The organism is Vibrio sp. 1751 (genome assembly GCF_033339895.1).
GTDB lineage: Bacteria > Pseudomonadota > Gammaproteobacteria > Enterobacterales > Vibrionaceae > Vibrio > Vibrio alginolyticus.
In genome coordinates this window covers 15,772-36,490 of sequence record NZ_JAWOVM010000039.1, presented here as the reverse complement: position 1 = coordinate 36,490, position 20,719 = coordinate 15,772, and the positions used below count along the sequence as shown (strand labels likewise).

7 protein-coding genes are annotated in these 20,719 nt (G+C 45.8%); 5 read left to right on the top strand and 2 right to left on the bottom strand.

Annotated elements, in window-relative coordinates; genetic code table 11:
* Positions 1–10: 10 nt before the first annotated feature.
* Both torT and R7041_RS13605 read left to right on the top strand, forming a co-directional pair.
* Complete coding sequence (gene torT / locus R7041_RS13610; RefSeq protein WP_081048925.1) at positions 11–1,060, top strand: TMAO reductase system periplasmic protein TorT; 1,050 nt, start codon at positions 11–13, stop codon at positions 1,058–1,060.
* A gap of 64 nt (positions 1,061–1,124) precedes the next feature.
* On the top strand, positions 1,125–1,580 hold the full coding sequence (locus tag R7041_RS13605) for a methylglyoxal synthase (protein WP_005376571.1): 456 nt from the start codon (positions 1,125–1,127) through the stop codon (positions 1,578–1,580).
* Positions 1,581–1,657: 77 nt separating this feature from the next.
* Here R7041_RS13605 and helD read toward each other — a convergent pair whose 3' ends face one another.
* Complete coding sequence (gene helD / locus R7041_RS13600; protein WP_064369294.1) at positions 1,658–3,727, bottom strand: DNA helicase IV; 2,070 nt, start codon at positions 3,725–3,727, stop codon at positions 1,658–1,660.
* A gap of 324 nt (positions 3,728–4,051) precedes the next feature.
* On the opposite strand from helD, the gene yccS reads away from it, so the two are divergent.
* The 3 genes from yccS (at position 4,052) to R7041_RS13585 (ending at position 7,008) form a co-directional block, all read left to right on the top strand.
* A complete protein-coding gene (yccS, locus tag R7041_RS13595; protein WP_005376573.1) occupies positions 4,052–6,205 on the top strand; it encodes a YccS family putative transporter in 2,154 nt (717 codons plus the stop codon).
* Between the two features lie 189 nt (positions 6,206–6,394).
* On the top strand, positions 6,395–6,625 hold the full coding sequence (locus R7041_RS13590) for a hypothetical protein (protein WP_005376575.1): 231 nt from the start codon (positions 6,395–6,397) through the stop codon (positions 6,623–6,625).
* A gap of 80 nt (positions 6,626–6,705) precedes the next feature.
* Positions 6,706–7,008: a hypothetical protein gene (locus R7041_RS13585; RefSeq protein ID WP_062731017.1), complete on the top strand. Its 303-nt coding sequence runs from the start codon at positions 6,706–6,708 to the stop codon at positions 7,006–7,008.
* 184 nt (positions 7,009–7,192) lie between these two features.
* Here the strand turns inward: R7041_RS13585 and R7041_RS13580 are convergent, their stop codons facing one another.
* Positions 7,193–20,710, bottom strand: coding sequence for a DUF5801 repeats-in-toxin domain-containing protein (locus tag R7041_RS13580; protein ID WP_411978879.1), 13,518 nt, complete (start codon positions 20,708–20,710; stop codon positions 7,193–7,195).
* Positions 20,711–20,719 lie beyond the last annotated feature (9 nt).

Sequence of the window (20,719 nt, the reverse complement as noted above, 5' to 3'; positions counted from 1 at the left end):
ATATTACGTTATATTTTGCAGTGTTTACTTAATCTATGCCAACGAACTTCATTTCATGGTTAAAAATCAACACGCATTTCGCACATTTTTCAAACATTCTGCAGCCACTTTAACCCTCGTTGCTTCTTTGCCAGCGGTTGCCGCAGAGAAAATATGTGCAATATACCCTCACCTAAAGGATTCATACTGGTTGTCAGTAAACTATGGAATGGTGTCCGAAGCGAAAAGAGAAGGTGTCGAGCTACGAGTCCTTGAAGCGGGCGGCTACCCAAACAAAACCCGTCAAGAACAACAACTCGCACTGTGTAACCAATGGGGAGCAGATGCGGTTATCCTTGGGACCGTGGACCCACACGCTTACGAGCATTCACTTAAAAATTGGGTGGGGAATACTCCCGTTTTTGCTACTGTGAACCAACTCGACTTGGATGAAGAACAAAGTGAGTTGCTAAAAGGGACTGTCGGTGTTGACTGGCATTGGATGGGATACGAAGCGGGTCAATATTTGGCAGCTCGCCATCCAAAGGGGTCAGGAAAAACCAACATTGCCTTACTTTTGGGGCCGCGAACTCGTGGTGGTACGAAACCCGTTACTGCCGGATTTTATGAAGCGATACAAGGAAGTGATATCAACATTGTTGACTCATTTTGGGCAGACAACGACAAGGAGTTACAACGTAACCTAGTTCAACGTGTGATCGATATGGGAAATATAGATTACATTGTTGGCAGTGCAGTGGCGATTGAAGCGGCCATCAGTGAGCTGCGCAGTGCCGGCAAAGCTGAGGAGATCGGTTTAGTTTCTGTGTACTTAAGTCATGGTGTATATCGAGGCCTGTTACGTAACAAAGTGCTCTTCGCACCAACAGATAAAATGGTGCAGCAAGGTCGGCTTTCCGTGATGCAAGCAACGCATTACTTAAGAGGTAAAACGTATGACAAACATGCCTCACCAACCATCAAACCACTGACTCCGAAGACGCTTCATGACGACACGATCGAAGAATCGTTATCTCCGTCAGAATATAGGCCGACATTCCGTGTTAAGGCTGTTGATTGAAAGACCAAAAACGTGTTCTATTGAGTCACAACAATTTTAAAATCATACAAACGGAAACATCTTGATGCAAAAAACCATTCGTACCATGCCAACCCATAAACATGTGGCTTTGGTCGCTCACGACAACTGCAAACCTGAGCTACTTCGCTGGGTAAAAGAAAACAAAGAAAAGCTACAGAGTCACTTCCTTTACGCAACTGGCACGACAGGACACATGCTGAGTAAAGAAACTGGACTTGCGATCAAGAGCATGATCAGTGGTCCGATGGGCGGTGATCAACAACTAGGCGCTCTCATTTCAGAAGGCAAAATCGACGTTCTCGTTTTCTTTTGGGATCCACTGAATGCCGTACCTCACGACCCAGATGTTAAAGCGCTTCTTCGTATTGCTAGTGTTTGGAATATTCCTGTAGCAACGAACCGAGCCACCGCTAAGTTCCTGTTTAACTCCCCTCTTCTTGAGCAAGAAGTAGACATCGAAGTACCGGATTACGAAGCCTATCTTGCTGAGCGCATGTAAGCTTTGATGCCAACCGAATAAAGCAAGGGCGATACCAAGTATCGCCCTTGCTGTTTTTAACATTCTAAACGTTGCATTTAACGGGAAGTCACGATGGGATAGTCACCATTAACGAGCTCTTGAACGAATGCAGATCCCGCGCCAGTATGCGTGATCCAAACCTTCTCTTTCGCACGTGTAATCGCCACGTAAAATAGCCTGCGCTCTTCTGCGTAAGGGAATTTGTCTTTGGACTCCGTCAACGCACCATCAATGTGAATTTGCTTCTTCTTAGCGGGGAATTGCCCCTCATCCACAGAAAGAATAATCACAAAGTCAGCTTCGCGTCCTTTACTCGCATGGCAAGTCATAAAGCGAATATCGAGATTAGGGAAACGTCGCAACCAATCGTCGAACAAATCGGGCTTATGATAATGGTTACGTCCTAGCAATAAAACTGACTTGGTTTGCTTGGCTTGTTGATTCAAGTGATCCAAGATCTTTTCCACTTGATTGCTCGGCGCGGTATGTACGCTCTTCTGCTTGCGTTGTTTGTGGCTGTTTAGTGTTTTCGGCAACTGCGATGGGTTTTGCTGCACGAATGTATTCGCTACATCACCAATCTGATTGTTGAAACGATAAGTTGTATCTAAGTGATGAACGGTAGAGTGAGCAAAGCGTTCTTTAAAGCCAGTGATAAGATCGACATCCGCTCCTGCAAACTGATAGATCGCTTGCCAATCGTCGCCAACAGCAAATAACGTGGCACCTGCTTGTTTCTGAGTGGATTCACACAGTGCTTCAATCAATGCCAGACGATCTGGAGAGATATCTTGATACTCATCGACCATAATAAAGCGCCATGGCGAGACAAACTTCCCTTTATTCACATAATCTGTCGCACGACTGATCATGGTTGGGAAATCCACTTGGTTGCTTTCTTTAAGCATTTTCTGCCACGCTGTAAAACATGGCCAGCATAAGGCGAGTTCACTATTTAAACGCGTATAGTCTTGGTGGTTTACGAGCTTTTCTTGTACTTGCTTTTTGGTCAACCCTACCGCCGCTAAATGAGACAGCTGCGAATCTAGCCAAGCGATCAGTTTTGGATTTTCTGAATGGCTTCCTAACTCATCATCCCCTTTTAGGTACGCAATCGGCCATTTGTCTAAATGTTTTTGCCAACGTTTAAAGTTGGTGGGTGTCATCCAATGTTTTTTCAACCAGTCTACACACCATGCCGTTCGTTGATTTTCGTCCAACGCTAAAGGGCTAATTTCGACAGGTTGCTGTTCGACTTGTTTAAGAATATACAAGCCCAACTGATGGAATGTGTTGACGCGCACACCGTCTGCCGCCATGCCCACTTTATCTACTAAGCGTTCTTTCATTTCAGTCGCCGCATCACGACCGAACGCTAACATGAGAAGATCTTCTGCTTGAGCCTGATGGCTTTGCAACAAATAGGCAACTCGTGCGGTTAAAACGCTGGTTTTGCCCGAGCCGGCACCAGCAAGAACTAAGTTGTGGTCGTCGTTGAGTAATACCGCATATTGCTGGGATAAATTCAAAGGAGAGGATTCAATTTGATTAAACAGCACTTCCCAATTTGGACGTTCTGCTTCTAGCCAATCGCGATTACGTTCACCAAGCGCCTCAGAGGTATCAATGAGCCAAGGCTCTATTTGCGACATACGATTCGGCATTCGCATTTTGGCTTCTTCTAGGGTGGTTTTCATCTCGCTTAACTCTTGGTTAAGACTTTCAACCCAGGAGACCACTTGAGAATGCGATAAGTAAGCAGGCAAGTGCTTTAGTTTGTAAAGCTCTTCTTCCCACTTAGGTAGATACTCAGCCAGTTTTCGGCACTGAGTGTTGTGCCACTCTTGATATTGATGAACGGCCTCAAGCGCGAACTTTCGGCATTGTGGCCACGGTAAACCTTGGACTAGCCAGCTTTGTTGTTTGCCTTCGTGTTCATGAGCAAAAAACTGTAAAGAGCTCCATAATAACCCACGCTTTACGCTAACTTTGCCATTCCAGATCGTAAAAGGAATATGTTCTTCACTGCCTATCGAGCTTAATAAAACACTGTTCTCTTTTATTTCGATGTGATGGTACTCATTTTGAATAAAAAACTGTGCTTTGCTAGTGGCAGTAAGCTGCATGAAACGTGCGCCTTTTAGTTTAGAAGTTGTCGATTTATATCATTTTAAGGCGCTAAATTGTAGCAACGGCGAGCTCCTAAGTAAGCTTCTTCTTCTATTCTTTAATAAAATTCACATTACTGTCGATTTAATAACCTAAAGCTGAGGTTATTTGAAGCTGGCTTTACAATCCTCAATACATGACCTGGCAGCTTTAATATAAGTCAATGACATCCCTGCTGATTTTATCAGCAACCACGAATTTTTCTTAAAGTAAATCATAAACGCGCTATAGTGGGTCTGGTAGTATTCCCCCTGTTCTTCATCGGAAACATAAGGCGCACTGTGCAAGCAACTTCTAAATTTCGGCTATATTGGGCAAACAAGACGATAAATTACAGCGTTCTTATCCTCATTACCTTACTGGGTGTGGTTATCCCAACTTGGTACTTCGAGCAAAACACGCTGATAACGCCATTAATATTAGGCGTTATTGCTGCTGCTTTGGCTGAAAGTGATGACAGTTTCACTGGACGCATCAAGGCTCTGATTCTCACCTTTCTCTGTTTTGCGCTTGCTGCTTTTTCAATTGAAATCTTGTTCGATACCCCTTGGGCTTTTGCGTTGGGATTATTTATCTCAACCTTCGGCTTCATCATTCTTGGGGCGATAGGTCCTAAGTACGCGAGTATTGCTTTTGGTTCGTTGCTGATCGCTATTTATACTATGCTTGGCGCACATGAAAGCACCAACATTTGGTTTCAGCCACTACTGCTTTTAACTGGTGCCGCCTGGTATTACTTCATGTCCATGATTTGGCAGATATTTTGGCCTCTTCAACCGGTGCAACAAAGCTTAGCCAATGTGTTCTTCCAAATGGCGAATTATCTTGATGCGAAAGCCAAGCTTTTTCACCCTGTGACCAACTTGACGCCACAACCGCTACGGATTGAAGCTGCAAAATGCAATGCTGCCACGGTTACGGCACTAAACGCTTGTAAAACCACATTACTTAACCGATCGAAACGGGGTCACATTGATGGGCCTAGTGACCGATTTTTAAATATTTATTTCATCGCTCAAGACATTCACGAACGCGTCAGTTCTAGCCATTATCGCTATCAGGATTTAGCGACCGAATTTGAACGTTCTGATGTGCTGTTTCGTTTTAAATATCTTTTGGAGTCTCAAGCCCAAGCGTGTCGTGATATTGCACTAGCCATTCAGCTAGGAAATGAATACTCCCATACCGATCAATCTATTCTGGCATTAGCTGAAGTACAGAACTCTCTTGCTTATCTAGAAGAACAAAAGCAAGGGCACTGGAAACGTCTGCTGATGCAGTTAACATATTTATTCAACAACTTAGCGACGGTAGAAAAACAACTTAATAACATTAACAACCCAGATGTCGAAGGCCTAGAAGAAGATACCCTCGCCGATACCAACCCACACACGCTAAAAGCGATGTGGCAGCGTATATCAGCAAATTTACACAAAGATTCGATGCTGTTTCGGCATGCATTACGTATGTCAATTGCCTTAACGATTGGCTATGGAATCATTCAAATATTCAATATCGACCGAGGTTACTGGATACTCTTAACCACTTTATTCGTATGCCAACCAAACTACAGTGCCACTCGCCAAAAATTGACGGCGCGAGTAATAGGTACATTAGCTGGTTTGTTGATTGGTGTACCATTGCTGACTTTTTTCCCTTCTCAAGAAAGCCAGTTAGTATTTATCGTTATCTCTGGTGTGATGTTTTTCGCCTTCCGGATGAACAACTATGGGTACGCGACTGGTTTTATTACACTGCTCGTCCTCTTCTTATTTAATCAACTAGGTGAAGGTTACGCAGTTGTCCTTCCTCGACTAGCAGATACCCTCATCGGGTGTGTACTTGCAGTAGGAGCTGTATTAGTTATTTTGCCCGACTGGCAGTCGAGAAGGCTTCACAAAGTTATGTCGGATGCGATAGAGGCAAACAAGCAGTATCTCGATCAGATCATTGGTCAGTATAGAATCGGCAAGAAAGACAATTTGAGTTACCGTATCGCTCGCCGCCAGGCCCACAATAATGATGCCTCACTCTCTTCTGCGATTAGTACGATGCTGGCGGAGCCTGGCAAATATCGCGCAGCTGTTGATGAAAGTTTTCGCTTCCTAACGTTAAATCACGCAATGTTGAACTATATTTCTGCATTAGGCGCGCACAGAACTCGCATCGAAGATGAGTCAATTCATAAACTCGTTTTAGATGCTCACCGTTGTATTCATCAACATCTGGATGTACTTCATAAACAGCTTCACCAGCATTGTGAGGAGTGTGACCTATCTAATATTGATGATGCTGGACTCGAGCAACGCTTAAATGAATGGCGCGATGAAGACGACAGCTCTGCCCGCATGGTATTGCAACAACTCCATCTTATCTATCGCATGCTCCCAGAGCTTCATTCACTTGCTAGCAAGTTTGCCGTCAGAGTAAGTTAGTAACATTCAAACCATATGTAAGAGGGAAGCGCTATATCGCTTCCCTTTTTATTTTTACGTTTCCACCTACCCCAAAGTGGGTAATTATGTACCTTCTTAGGAAAAATCTGACGTATCACTTAACACACCTTGACAATATTCGGACAAAAAGCAATCGATCAAATTCTAATCTATTTTGGTTGAATAAATATGTTGTATCCAAAGGATGAAGAATTTCGGGCAACGACGGATAAACCGAATCACGACGAAGGTATTGAGATGAACGCACAACAATTTAATGAACTTAAACAAAAGCTCAGTGATTTAACGGCAAGTCAGTTAAAGTCATTACAAGGTGAGATCAGCGTGAAACTAAATAAAGCGCAAAAACCGGTTCTATCTGGTGAAGAAAGAGAAATGCTTGCCAAACTGTTTGCCTAATCAAGTCATTGATATAAAACACTTGAACGTTTTATAAACTCCACCTATGCTCTCACTATCATAATGTTGGGAGTAGTGATATGCCTGTATCGGGAATTCAATCTGGATACCACATCGTTCAGATGTCACAACAAATGGCCGAGAAAGCTGCACATGGCATTAGCAATAATGTAAGTAAGGTAAAAGAAGAGCTTTCTGATCACAACATCGATTTAGCTGCGGTTGCGGATGTCGCAATAACAGCCTCAACACCTAGCCTTCCCTCTCAAAAAGTTGAATTTCTCATCAACCTAGCTCAAGCCGCTGGTTATAACCGAGTTGGCGCGTCTGTCATAGAGAAAAACAATGAAATCATTGGCAGCTTGCTAGACATCCACGTTTAGGCGATTTAACGTCAAATTATCGCTATTTTAATTTCCAACTATCACTATAACGTTGTAACAAGATAACCCCTTTGCTTCGTTCTTGCTTTCTATTTCGATTCAAATATCTCCTGTTTAAAATCAAGCTTTCCCGAAAAAAATGGGCGGCTTATCAGAGCCGCCCATTCTTATGTTGTATACAGGTTTATCCGTTATCAATAACACCGTTGTTCAGCAATGACTCTACAATCTCGTTGGAGCTGAGACCGTTGAAGTCGATTGAAGTACCTAAGTTTTCCACGACAATAGTCTGTTGAACATTTGCATCCGTCGTAATGTTCAGAGAAACACTTTCCGTCGATGCATCGTAGTCTGCCGAAATGTGACCAAGCAGATCATCCATGTCGATCATTGAGTTATTGAGATCAGAGATAACTTCACGTAAATCGATACTGTCTTCGTTAACAGTGAAGTCAGTAATGGTATCCACTGCCCCTTCATCAACGGAATCTACCGTCCACTTGAAGATATCGCTGCCGTCTCCACCCGTTAAGATATCTGAGCCTAAGCCACCGATAAGCACGTCATCACCATCACCACCCAGAATAACGTCGTCACCGTCTCCACCAATCAAGTTGGTACCTGTGTCTCCGCCGACTAAATAGCTGTCGTCCACTGCGGTTGACTGGTCAATATCGTCGCTATCACTACTCACATCCAAACTAATTTGGACAGGTGAAGACTGCGCTTCATCGCCATTAGATTCCGTTGATATCGCCGTAAGCGAAATATCGTAAGAACCGACATCAATACCACTGTTAGTATCTGTTGCGACAATTTCTAGCGTATCAATTTCATCGCTTGGTACTGTCCAAGTGGTACCATCGAAGCTAATGCCTGATGGAGAAACGCCACTTGTTACCTCAGCACTAGCTGGTACGCCCGTTAGCTCCAAAGACAGCACCTCGTCAACATCAGTAAGCGCCGCCATGATTCCGACAATCGCTAAACCTTGACTGCTCGCGGTTTGGCTAGCCGCAATTTGACGAATGTAATTAAACTGAGGATTGATACTCAATGTAGGTGCATCAGCTACAGGTGTCACATTGATAGTGAAGTCTTGATTCGCCTCCAATGCGGTACCCGATGCATTTTCGAAGTACACGCCGTTGTCTTCGACTTTCACCGATAAAGTGATTGAAGCTGCGTTGACATCTCCTGCATCCACAAATACACCCTCAGAAGCGTCTGTTGCTCCAAGAACGGAGTTAATATTATCTGGTGTGCCCATTAGGGTTATTTCACCAGCCATCCCCGCCCCAACAGTCACACCACTACCTGCTGGCGGCTCGACACGAAGGTCGCCCTCGGTAACTGTAAGAGTCACGGTCATGCTTTCATTTGCTTGTGCGCCCGCAAAGTCGACGTCACTCACACTAATACCCGTTACTTTCTGGCCATCAGCTTCATTGATCGTATCCGTTACCGACGCTGCAGTGATTTCAGGTGCGTCATTGGTAGCTTCAACATTCAACACTGCTGTGCCCGCGATTGTAATTGGGTCTGGAGCGCCGTTAGTGGTTCCGTCATCTGTGATTTCATAAGTGAAATTAACGTCACCAAAGAAATCTGCTGCGGGTTCAAACGTCCACTCTGTCGCACTCACTTGAGTCAACGTGCCGGAAGTTGGGTCCACTAACGCAACATTATCGACGGTCAAGTTATCTGACTCAGGATCACTTGCGTTGCTCAGCAACTCAGTAGCCGTAATAGTTACCGAACCACCATCTTCTTCCGTACTACTCAACGTTACCTCTGATGTTACCGGTGCATCGTTCACCTCAGTGACTTCGAAGGTCGCCGTTCCTGACACCGTTTGAGGATCAGAAACACCGTTCGTTGTACCGTTGTCGGTAATGTCGTAGGTCAGATCGACCTTGCCGTTGTAGCCAGGCGCAGGAGTAAATGACCATGTACCTGTTACGTTGTCGAAATCCAATGTGCCGCTGCTTGGGTCAACCAACTGGACATTACTCACCATCAAGGTGTCGTTTTCAATGTCAGAAGCATTCGCTAACAAATCAGCTTGGGTAATTTCAACCGCCGTACTGTCTTCTGCGATATCAGAAAGTACCACTTCAGACGTCGTTGGAGCATCATTGACTTCCGTTACGTTGAACGATGCGCTGCCGTTAACCGATTTAGGATCGGATGCACCACTTGTCGTGCCATCATCTGTAATGGTGTACGTGATTTCAACTGGACCGTTGTAATCTGGTGCTGGGGTAAATTCCCACTCTCCCGTACCACTGTTGAAAGTAATGCTACCCGAATTCGGATCCGTTAACTGAACATTGCTGACCGTGAGGTTATCGTTCTCTACGTCTGTCGCATTCGCAATAAGATCCGCTTCAGAGATGGAGAACACACCACTATCTTCTTCAATATCCGGTAGCGTCACTGGCGTAGTTTCTGGGGTATCATTCACCGCTGTCACTTCAATATTGAAGCTGCTGCTGTTGGTATTTAGGGTGTCATCTACCCCACCAATTACGATACCTTCATTACCTTGGTCATCGACTGTCACGTCCACCTGAACGTCACCAAAGAAGTTCAGGTCTGGATTAAACTCAATCAGACCGTCTGCAATGGCATTGTTTAGATCGGCCACTGTACCTTTCAGTTCAACGGAGTCCGTACCATCACCGCTCACGGTTAGGTTGTAAGTAGCGATGAGCGTTGGATTAAGCTCCAAGATACCGCTGTCGACGTTCACATTGAGTACATATTCAGCATTCGGATCATCGAGTACGGCATCAATATCGGTAATGCTGAAACCATCAAGCAGCATTGGCGTATCTTCTGGTGTTTCCACATCCACGGTATTGACGAACTCTGGACGATCGTTCACTGCTTCAACATCAACAGTGACATCAAACTCCTCTGCGGAGCCCAAGCTTTGACTGCCATCGAGCCCAGTATCAACGGCTTGCACTTTGAAATGCAGCGAACCATCCCATGAGTTATCGTTGCGATCCCCAGAATTAAACACCACTTGATCCAAGTCTTGAGCATTGATTTCTAAGACAAAAATGCCGCCGCCTTGGTCAGTAAACACTGTCCCATCAGGTAATGAAACACTCGCCCCATCAGGGACATTGGAGACCTCAACTCTCAGCGTCTCTGGATCATTTTCCTGGTAGTTTGCACCATCTCCGATGGACTCTTTGTTATCAACCACTAACGCATTTACATTAATAACAATGTCTTCGCCCTCATTACCTGCAGCCGAAGTATCGGGATTCACATCAACATCATCACCAATAGGATTGACAATAAGCGTAAAGTTGTTGTTTCGTTCCGTTGGAACTTGTAGCAACTCCTCTTGAATGAAGACCGTAATACCTATCTCAGCCTCGCCACTAAAGTGTTTTGGCGGTTTAATTTGGATGTCACTCAGGTCAATGGACGTCTGAGTGAGATCTTTTAGTTGAATACTCCATTCGCCCCCACCGTTGTTCTTAACAACATAATCAGAGGAATTGGATTTAACGATAAAGTCATCAGGAAGCCCCGTTAACTTGAGTGAAACGAAACTCTCAGAACCGTCATTATCGTTCAGGCTGATCGAAACACCAGAGCCCGATTGATTCAGCGAAATTAAAGTATCTTCGTCACCAATCACCGTGATTGGCTGCGTCGGTTCGGCACCTGTAATGGTAATGTCATCAACGACTGGCGTAACTTCAAATGTGACATCGTCAGTGAAGGTTCTCACATCTATATTATCGCCAGAGTTATTCAAGATAGACTGATCAAACACAGCTTCATCAGTAATTTCTCCCTCGATATTAATCTTGACGGTATTTTGGCCACCACCTACGGGGTAATTTTCTTTTGGCTTAAACAGAACATTGTCAAGCGCACCAGCTAAAATCTCAGCTTCATTAAACTCAATACTGGTTCCTAAGCTGTTACCATTGGCATCAACAAACTCACCTAATGTTGTGTCATCAAGCTCTAACTTGATGTTCGTTAGTGTTTCTCGACCACCTTGAGTGTTGTTAAATTGATCGGCAAAATCAACACTCAAGTTAAGTTGGATTAAGCCATCTTCGTAACCAACACCATCCGCCGTGGGAACGTCGTTATTTAGATCAGTTACAGGTTGTTTGTTTGCATCCAAGCCGAAAGTACCAACGATATCTACTTTTACATTCGGTGTGACATCGCTATCCAACGGCTGATCCCCGGCTGAACTCGGAACGTCTGCAACCGGTAAAACCTGAACTGGAAACTGGACATTATTTTCTTTTTCATCACCGGACTCAGTGTCTTTAGTGACAAACCGAATTGGTAATTCGAAATCACCTGCGTAATCTTCTGCCAAGTGCATCGTCAAGCCATCAAGGCCAGTAATATTTCCACTCGCATCGATATGGGCTTGGAACACGTATTTACCATTGACAAAATCAACATCCGTCCCCGTGATCACCAAACCAGGAGGAATGCCAGGAGCTGTCGGGTCGACGATAATAGTTAAGACATCTTCCACACCATCTGCATTAATCGCATCGACTTTCGACGTCAACTGAGCACCAAGGTTAATAGAATTGTCTTCCAACGCTTGAATTTGGACATCATCAGCCACCTGAATCTCTGCCGCTACACTCATTTTCGGTGTGAGGACGGTTGGAAACTCTAGTGTCACATCCGTTTGACGCACGACCGTCGCATCTTTTTCGTTGCCCAAATCTTCGCCCAAATCATTCACTTCTGCGTAAATGGTTAAGCCAATTTGAGAGAGACCACCGTTATCGCCATCGTCACTGTCATCGTTTGGTGTTAAATCAAGTCCAGACGGCGCTTTAATTGAGAAGTTGTCTTCATTAGTTACTGTCCAACGACCTCCACCTTCATTTAGTGCACCGACGATAACCAATTGGTTGAGGATCTCAGGGTCCACATTGTGAAATTGAACAACAAGTTGAGTCACCACTTCATCTGAAGACGCATCAAACTCTTGGTATTTAATGATATGAGCGCCAGATTCGCCCCCCATAGAAGTGTTGATCGTAAAGTCAATGTTACCTTGATCATCTGACTTCACGATATCGGTAGCACCACCACCACTTTCAGTGACAAGCAGACGGGTTTGGTCATCTATTGCCCCCGTATTATCCTCTGGCTCAACGATTGGATTAACTTGGACATTCACCGTACCATTGATGGTTTTCTCAGCGATACCTTCACCGGGATTCGAAGCGTCAACATATTCATGGTCAATCTCTTTCACAGTGACGGTCGTGGTCAAGTCAAAGTCAGTACTTGAATCCTGCTCCAACTGGACTTGAACATAGCCACTTTGAGAGATTTTAGCGGAAAAATCTTGCTCTGATTCACCGGCTTGCGGTGAAAGCGTTAGTGTTCCAGAAACAAGCGCTTGTGCCACACCATCTACATAGACCGTGCTGCCTGGAGGAAATCCAGAGATGGTTACATCACTAAAGAATTCATCGGTATCAGGGCTTTGTACGAGCGTCGGTTTCCAATCGATGTCAAAGCGCGTATCTTCATCTCCCTCCGATCGAACAACGTAGTTATCTTGAGCATCAATAACGGGTTCGACCTTGATCCTTACCTCTCTTTCAATCACACGACTATGACCATCATTCTCGGTAACAATGATCGTCCCTGTAATCGCAATGTTTTCGGTTGAAGAGGCTTCTGGAATAATTTGAATACCGGAATTAAAATTCAGCCCAGTGATGTTTGCTTCGTAAATCGGTTGACCGTTACCATCATAGCCAACAAAGGTGAGGTCAACGCTTGAACCGTCTGAATCTACGACACGAACACCGTCGGGGATGTTGGACAGGATAACAGTAATGGCTTCTGAATCATCCTGTGGTCTATCGGCAACTTCACCAGATACAACCGAGAAGTTGAGGTTTACAACACCATTCTCTTCAATAGTCGTCTCTATTCCTGCCACATCTCCGTCTACGAATCGGTTCCAAACGTTCCCCGCGTCAATTAATACCGTGTCTGGTATGTCAGCAACACCTTTTACACCAACGATGACGGTCTTACTGCCCAGTGACAACACATCTTCTGTCGTACCGGTAGACAATGATGCTGTGTCTTTCACAATGCCTTCGACATTGAAAGTAAAGTCATCATTGCTGTGCAACGGAGGAAGAACTTCGACGTTCGCTAATTCAGACTCTGGCACTTCGTAATAAAGTACATTGCCGCCTGAATCGGTCACTTCTACTATCTGACTTGGGTTTGCTGAGTCCAGCCACACCAAAGTAACCCCATCAATTGAGAAGTTAGAAATGCGCACAAATAACGCTTCAGAACCATCTAAGTCCGCTGATGGTTTCATGGTGATCACTTCACTTAATTGGAGTGGGTCGTGATCAGTGACAGGGTCTACCGTATTTTGAGTTCGAGCATTATCCTCAAACACATTAATTCGGTTTACAGTAAAACTACCTTTATCCGCAACTGGGTTTACATCAATAATGATGGTTTCGGTTTCTGAGCGAGCGGTATCTTTCCCAAGCAGTGGATTGTTGTTTTCCGTCGTAATAGCGGTGACATCAATTCTGATTTCGCCCGAGAAGTTATCTATCGGATCAACTTGAACTTCATCAATTCGGCTTGCATCCACCAGATAAACACCACCGGATTTTGGTATCGCACTACCATCTGAATAGACTAACTCTGCGTTACCTTCTCCTTGTGTAAAGACAAGCTCGTACACAATGCCTTCAGGGTTACTAGTGTCTTGGGTTTCAGCCGTGATGTTAAGTGCGACATTGTTTCCATCTTCATCAACCGAATAGTTAAATTCGCTGCTTGCCGTCCACGTTGCAATATCTGCGACGGCAGCAACTTCAATGTCTAAACGACCATTAATCGTATGATCTGGCGTACCATTGTTAAGAATTTCCACGCGGATACGAGGATCGATACCAGAAGCATCGGTTGATGTATGACGATCTGGTACGAAGTACAAGTTATCTAACGAGACAAGCTCACCATTGAATGACTGCTCAACATTTGATGCGTCGAGAACAACCGTATTGCCCACAGATGTTAATTCAATGTAGTTGCCACTGCCGTCTCTGTAGTAGAACGTACCGTTGTGAGTATCAGCATCTCGAATAGTGATGTCACCTAAGCTCTCGTTACGGTCGATATCGTGTAAATTGATAACCAAGTCGACTTTCGCAGGGCTAACATCCAGCGTCGACAAGTTGTCCTGAGTATTTGCAGAGTCAACGCCCACAACGACACCATCACGCCCTTGGTCTTCGAACGCAGTAACGGTAGACGTGTCAATTTGCGCATTGCGGTCTCTTATCGAGATATCCACATCGGCATCTGCGATATCGCCATCACCATCGGTTGCAACAACGTTGATGGTGAAATCAATCGAGTCGGTTTCGGTATGGTCAAGGTCGTCATTCGGACGGAATGACACACTGCCATCGGTTCGAACAACCAAACGACCGATTTCAGTATCCACTCCGTCAAGAACCTTGTGAACAAATACGACTTGGTCGCTGCCGTTCAAATCGACAGAATCAGAATCAACACCATTTTGCTTAAAGTAAATGCCTGAATCATCAGCCGAGAATGAAGTCACTTGTGCGCCGTCAGCACCAAGGTCATCATCCCCCTCTACAGGGTCTCGGAATAAACGAACCGTGCGGCTGCCTTGCCCCTCAACACGCGAAATAGATGCATCGTGCAAGGTTGGAACATCATCGGTAATCGTCACTGGTAAGTTAATACCTGCCGTATCACCATCGACATCGGTCGCAAAGACTGGGAGATCAAGTATGAGTGTATCTTCGCCTTGAGTTGAGTGATCTAGCGCACCCTCAAGCGTAAACTTGTAAGAGCCGTCAGCGTTCAAAACTAGTGTGAACACTGAGTTACCATCAGGTGTTTGACCTTGATAAGTAAAGTTGTTGTTGCTTACCGCGGTTTGAACTAACGTCACCGCAAAACCACCTGAAGTTACTCCTGGTATCGGGTTAGAAGTAAGATCCAGCTGATAAGAGACAACGGTATCTGCCCCTTCCACCGTATCGAAATTGCCCGTTGCTTCTAGGCTGTCTTTGTTGGTTGCCTGAGAGCCGTTGGCAAGGTCATCCTCATCAACAGCCAAAGCATCTGCTGATTTAATTTCGGGAATGTCATCAACTACGGTAATTGGAAGATTCAGTGATGATGACGTGTCACCATCAAAGTCTGTTACTGTAATTGGAATATCAATGACAAGGTTGTTTTCACCTTGAACAGCGTCATGGTCGATTGGTCCCAACAGCTCAAATTGGTAGCTGTCATTATTCGCATCAAGAGACAGCGTGAAGATCTTAGTTGATGTGCCAGTAATAACCGCTTCGTAACTGGTTACTCCACCATTCGTGCTTACTAGATTCAACTCGATGCTGCTGCCGTTCGACGTTAAACCAGACACGACTGCATCGAGGTCTGAAACTTGGTAGCTGACAATCTTGTCTGCACCAGCAACGACCTCAAATCCGCCGTTCAATACCGTTGAATCACTACTTGTCGTGTCAGAGCCACCGGAAAGATCATCTTCATCAACGGTTTGTTGGCTAGAGTCTGTCACTTTCACAATAGCTGGGACATCGTCCACCACGGTGATCGGCAAGGTGATGTTATTGGACACATCGCCATCAAAATCAGTCGCGTTGACTGGGAAGTTAATGACCAACGAGTTTTCATCGTTACCCGCAGGATGATCAAGTGCACCCAACAGTTCAAATTCATAACTGTCTGCTGAACCATTTAGCGTCAGTTTAAAGACGGTGTCCGTCGTACCTTGTATATAAGCTCGGTACTCAATCACACCGTTTGAATTTGAAAACTCAACCAACTCAAGCGGTTGACCACCTGAGGTAAGGCCAGAAACAGGCGATGTTAAACTATCCAACTGGAAGCTAACGATAGAGTCGGCACCATCAGTAACGTCAAAGTTGCCACCAATGATATTGGATTCTGGCGTGTCGTCCGAACCTTGGCTTGGAATATCATCCTCATCCACAGACAAGGTACTACCAGAGCTAATAGCATCAATGGTTGGTTTGTCATCTACGATCGTAACTGGCAAGGTCGCAGTGATGGTATCGTTGTCGCCATCCGTGATCTTCACAGGTAGATTCAACAAAATCTCATCAGAGTTAACCGCGTGATCTAACTGACCAGATAACTCAAAGTCGTATTTACCATCTTGATGAAGTGTCAACGTGAAGACCGTCACTCCACCCGGTGTTTGTCCCACGTAAACAAGCGCGTCAGCAGTTGAAGCGCCAACGTCTTGAGAAAGTGTTACCTCTTCTCCACCCGATTTCAGATTCGGGATAGAATTTGAGCTTAGATCCAATTCGAAAGCATCAATACCATCTGCGCTAGTGACTTCGAACTCACCTGATACCGTTAATGGCTCTTTCGTTCCATCAGAACCAAGAGGTAAGTCATCTTCGTCGACACGTAGACTTTCAATATTGGTAACAACTGGAACATCGTCCACAACGGTAATTGGCAATGTGAAGGCTGGTGAAGTATCACCATCATTATCTGTCGCCGTCACAGGGAGGTTAATAACAATCTCGTTTTGCTGATTACCATCGGGATGATCAAGCGGCTTCTGTAAATCGAACTCGTAGGTGTTGTTCGTTGCATCCAACGTCAGTTCGAACACAACTTCAGCAAGATTGCCAGCGACACCTTGGTATACGTTCACGCCGTTTGCGCTAGAAGACAGAACTAAGGTGATAGCTTCACCATCTGAAGTCAGTGACGCAACAGGCGTGGTCAGGTCACTCAGCTGAATAGAAGCAACTTGGTCAGCACCTTCGGTGATATCAAAAGTACCTGAAATAACAGTATCTTCTGCACTTGCAGCATCCGTGCCTGCTGGTAGGTCATCTTCATCAACGGTTTGTTCGCTGCCTGCTAGTAAACCATCAATGGTCGGAACATCATCCACAACCGTAATTGGTAAGGTGATGTTGTTCGACACGTCTCCATCAAAGTCAGTCGCGTTTATCGGTAAATTGATGACCAGTTCATTTTGGCCATCAGCATTTGGATGATCGAGAGGAGCAAGCAAATCGAACATGTAGCTATCATCAGAAGCATCGAGAGTCACACGGAATACTGGTGTCGTTGTGCCATCAATACGAGCTTCGTAAACTGAAACGCCACCTGCGTTTGATACTTCAACCATAACCAGAGATTGACCACCAGAGGTCAGGCCTTGTACTGGCGTCGTTAGGTCAGAAACACCGTACTCGACAATACCATCAGAACCATCAGTCGCGATGAAGTTACCTGCAATGCTGTTCGACTGCGTACCATCAGATCCGACTGTTGGGATATCATCCTCATCAACCGTTTGCACACTTGTTGCTTCGATGCCACCAAGTGTCGGTTTGTCATCAACGATCTTGACAGGAATTGTCTCAGCAGACGTGTCGCCATCAAAGTCGGTTGCGATGATTGGGAAGTTCAGTGTCAGCTCGTCACTATCTACCGCGTGGTCGATTGGACCTTCTAGCGTGAAGTTATAGCTACCATCAGTATTCACCGTCAGCGTAAAGACCGCTTCAGTACCCGCCGTCGCTTCGTAAGTAAAGCTACCGTCGCCATTTGCGGTTTCAGCCAATGTGACTGCCACGCCTTGTGATGTAAGGCCAGCCACTGGTGTCGCAGAAGCATCGAGCTGATAACTCACTACTCGGTCAGAGCCTTGTGTGGTGGTGAAGTTGCCATCGATTGAAATCGGGTCAGTCTGATCTGAGCCAATCGTGCTTAAGTCATCTTCATCGACGGTAATTGCATCGACATCGGTAATGGTCGGCTTATCATCCACGATGGTGACTGGGATCGTTTCTGTGGTGGTATCACCATCAAAATCCGTCGCGATGATTGGGAAGTTCAGTGTCAGCTCATCACTATCTGTCGCATGGTCGATAGGACCTTGCAGCGTGAAGTTGTATGAACCATCCGTATTAACGGTCAGCGTAAATACGGCTTCAGTTCCTGCTGTCGCTTCATAAGTGTAGCTACCGTCGCCGTTTGCGGTTTCAGTCAGCGTCACTGCCACACCTTGCGATGTTAGACCATCAACTGGCGTTGCAGCAGTATCTAATTGGTAGCTTACTACCCCATCAGAGCCTTGCGTTGTAGTGAAGTTGCCGTCGATTGAAATTGGATCTGCGCCGTCAGAGCTAATTGTTGCTAAGTCATCTTCATCCACACGGATCGCGTCTACGTCGGTGATGGTTGGTTTATCGTCAACGATGGTGACAGGCAGTGTTTCTGTCGAGGTATCGCCATCAAAATCTGTTGCGATAATCGGGAAGTCGATTTGCAGACTGTCGCTATTCACCGCATGGTCTAGTGGGCCTTGCAGAGTAAAGGTGTAGCTGCCATCTGGCTTCACCACTAATTCAAATACGGCATTGCCATCTGCTGTGGCTGTGTAAGTAAAACTGCCGTCGCCGTTAGCAGTTTCAGCAAGCACGACAGGCTCCCCATGAGAGGTCAACCCTGCTACTGGATCTGCGGTTGCATCAAGCTGGTATTTAACAACGCTGTCCGAGCCTTCAGTTGTGGTGAAAGAGCCCGACATAAACGCATCATCGTTCTGGTCTGAGCCAATTGAGGCAAGGTCATCTTCGTCCACCGTGAGTGGAACAACGTTATCGATGGTTGGAACGTCATCAGTAATCGTGACTGGAATGGTCGCAATCGTCGTATCGCCATCAAAGTCTGTAGCAATGATTGGGAAGTTCAGTACTAATTCATCGCTGTTTAACGCGTGATCGACCGGCCCTTCCAGACGGAAGTTGTATGTACCGTCAGCATTCACATTCATGGTGAAGACAGGATTGCCATCCGCGGTAGCCACGTAAGTAAAGCTGCCATCAGCATTCGCAGTCTCTACCAAAGTAACAGGCTCACCTTGAGAAGTTAAACCTGCGACAGGATCCGAAGTTGAATCAAGTTGGTAGCTCACCACACGGTCTGAGCCTTGAGTGGTCGTGAACGCGCCTTCCACAAACACAGCGTCAGTTTGGTCTGAGCCAATACCTGATAAATCATCTTCGTCTACAGTCAGAGGCACAACATTATCGATGATTGGTGCATCATCCGTAATCGTGACTGGAATGGTTGCCGAAGTCGTATCACCATCAAAATCGATGGCAATAATTGGGAAATCAATCGTCAGGCTGTCGCTGTTAGCGGCATGGTCAATCGGGCCTTGCAGCGTAAAGTCGTACGTACCATCTGTTGCGACATTCAACGTGAAGACAGGATTGCCGTCTGCGGTCGCCACATAGGTAAAGCTGCCGTCACCATTCGCGGTTTCCACCAAGGTAATCGCCTCACCTTGAGATGTCAGACCCGCAACAGGATCAGCGGTTGAATCTAGTTGATAGCTCACCACTCGGTCAGAGCCTTGAGTGGTCGTAAACGCGCCTTCAACGAACAGATCGCCGCCAGGGTCGGAACCCACACCACTAAGATCGTCTTCATCAACACTCAACGCATCCACCGCTGTGATGGTAGGTTCATCATCAACAATCGTGACTGGAATGGTTTCAGTAACGGTGTCGCCATCAAAGTCGGTTGCGATAATTGGGAAGTTCAGTGTCAGCTCATCACTATCAACAGCGTGATCAATTGGCCCTTCTAGCGTGAAGTTATAAGAGCCATCAGTATTCACTATCAAAGTAAATACAGGGTTGCCACCAGCTGTCGCTTCATAAGTGAAACTGCCGTCACCGTTTGCCGTTTCAGTCAGCGTTACCGCTACACCTTGCGATGTTAAACCGTCAACTGGTGTTGATGTGTCATCGAGTTGGTAGCTCACCACTCGGTCTGAACCTTGTGTGGTGGTGAAGTTACCATCAATAGAAATTGGATTGCTTTGGTCTGAGCCAATTGAAGCTAGATCATCTTCATCAACGGTAATTGCGTCGACGTCGGTAATCACTGGCTTATCGTCCACAATCGTCACAGGGATCGTGGCATTTGTGGTGTCGCCATCAAAGTCGGTCGCGATGATTGGGAAGTTGAGCGTCAACTCGTCGCTATCAACAGCATGATCAATTGGCCCTTCAAGCGTGAAGTTATAAGAGCCATCAGTATTCACTGTCAGCGTAAAGACCGCTTCACTCCCCGCCGTCGCCTCGTAAGTAAAGCTGCCATCAGCGTTTGCGGTTTCAGTCAGCGTGACGGCCACGCCTTGTGATGTAAGGCCATCAACTGGTGTTGAAGAAGCATCGAGCTGATAGCTCACCACTCGATCAGAGCCTTGTGTAGTAGTGAAGTTGCCATCGATTGAAATCGGGTCAGTCTGATCTGAGCCAATCGTACCTAAGTCATCTTCATCAACGGTAATCGCATCAACATCGGCAATGGTCGGTTTATCATCCACGATGGTGACTGGGATCGTTTCTGTGGTGGTATCACCATCAAAATCCGTCGCGATGATTGGGAAGTTCAGTGTCAGTTCATCACTGTCTGTCGCATGGTCGATTGGACCTTGAAGCGTGAATTTGTATGAGCCATCCGTATTTACTGTTAGCGTGAAGACCGATTCAGTACCTGCCGTCGCTTGGTAAGTGAAGCTACCATCACCGTTTGCAGTTTCAGTCAGGGTCACTGCCACACC

Excerpts from the sequence above, each read along its gene's own strand:
- R7041_RS13605 (WP_005376571.1), top strand. The coding sequence starts at position 1,125 with ATGCAAAAAACCATTCGTACCATGCCAACCCATAAACATGTGGCTTTG.
- helD (WP_064369294.1), bottom strand. The coding sequence starts at position 3,727 with ATGCAGCTTACTGCCACTAGCAAAGCACAGTTTTTTATTCAAAATGAG.
- R7041_RS13590 (WP_005376575.1), top strand. The coding sequence starts at position 6,395 with ATGTTGTATCCAAAGGATGAAGAATTTCGGGCAACGACGGATAAACCG.
- R7041_RS13585 (WP_062731017.1), top strand. The coding sequence starts at position 6,706 with ATGCCTGTATCGGGAATTCAATCTGGATACCACATCGTTCAGATGTCA.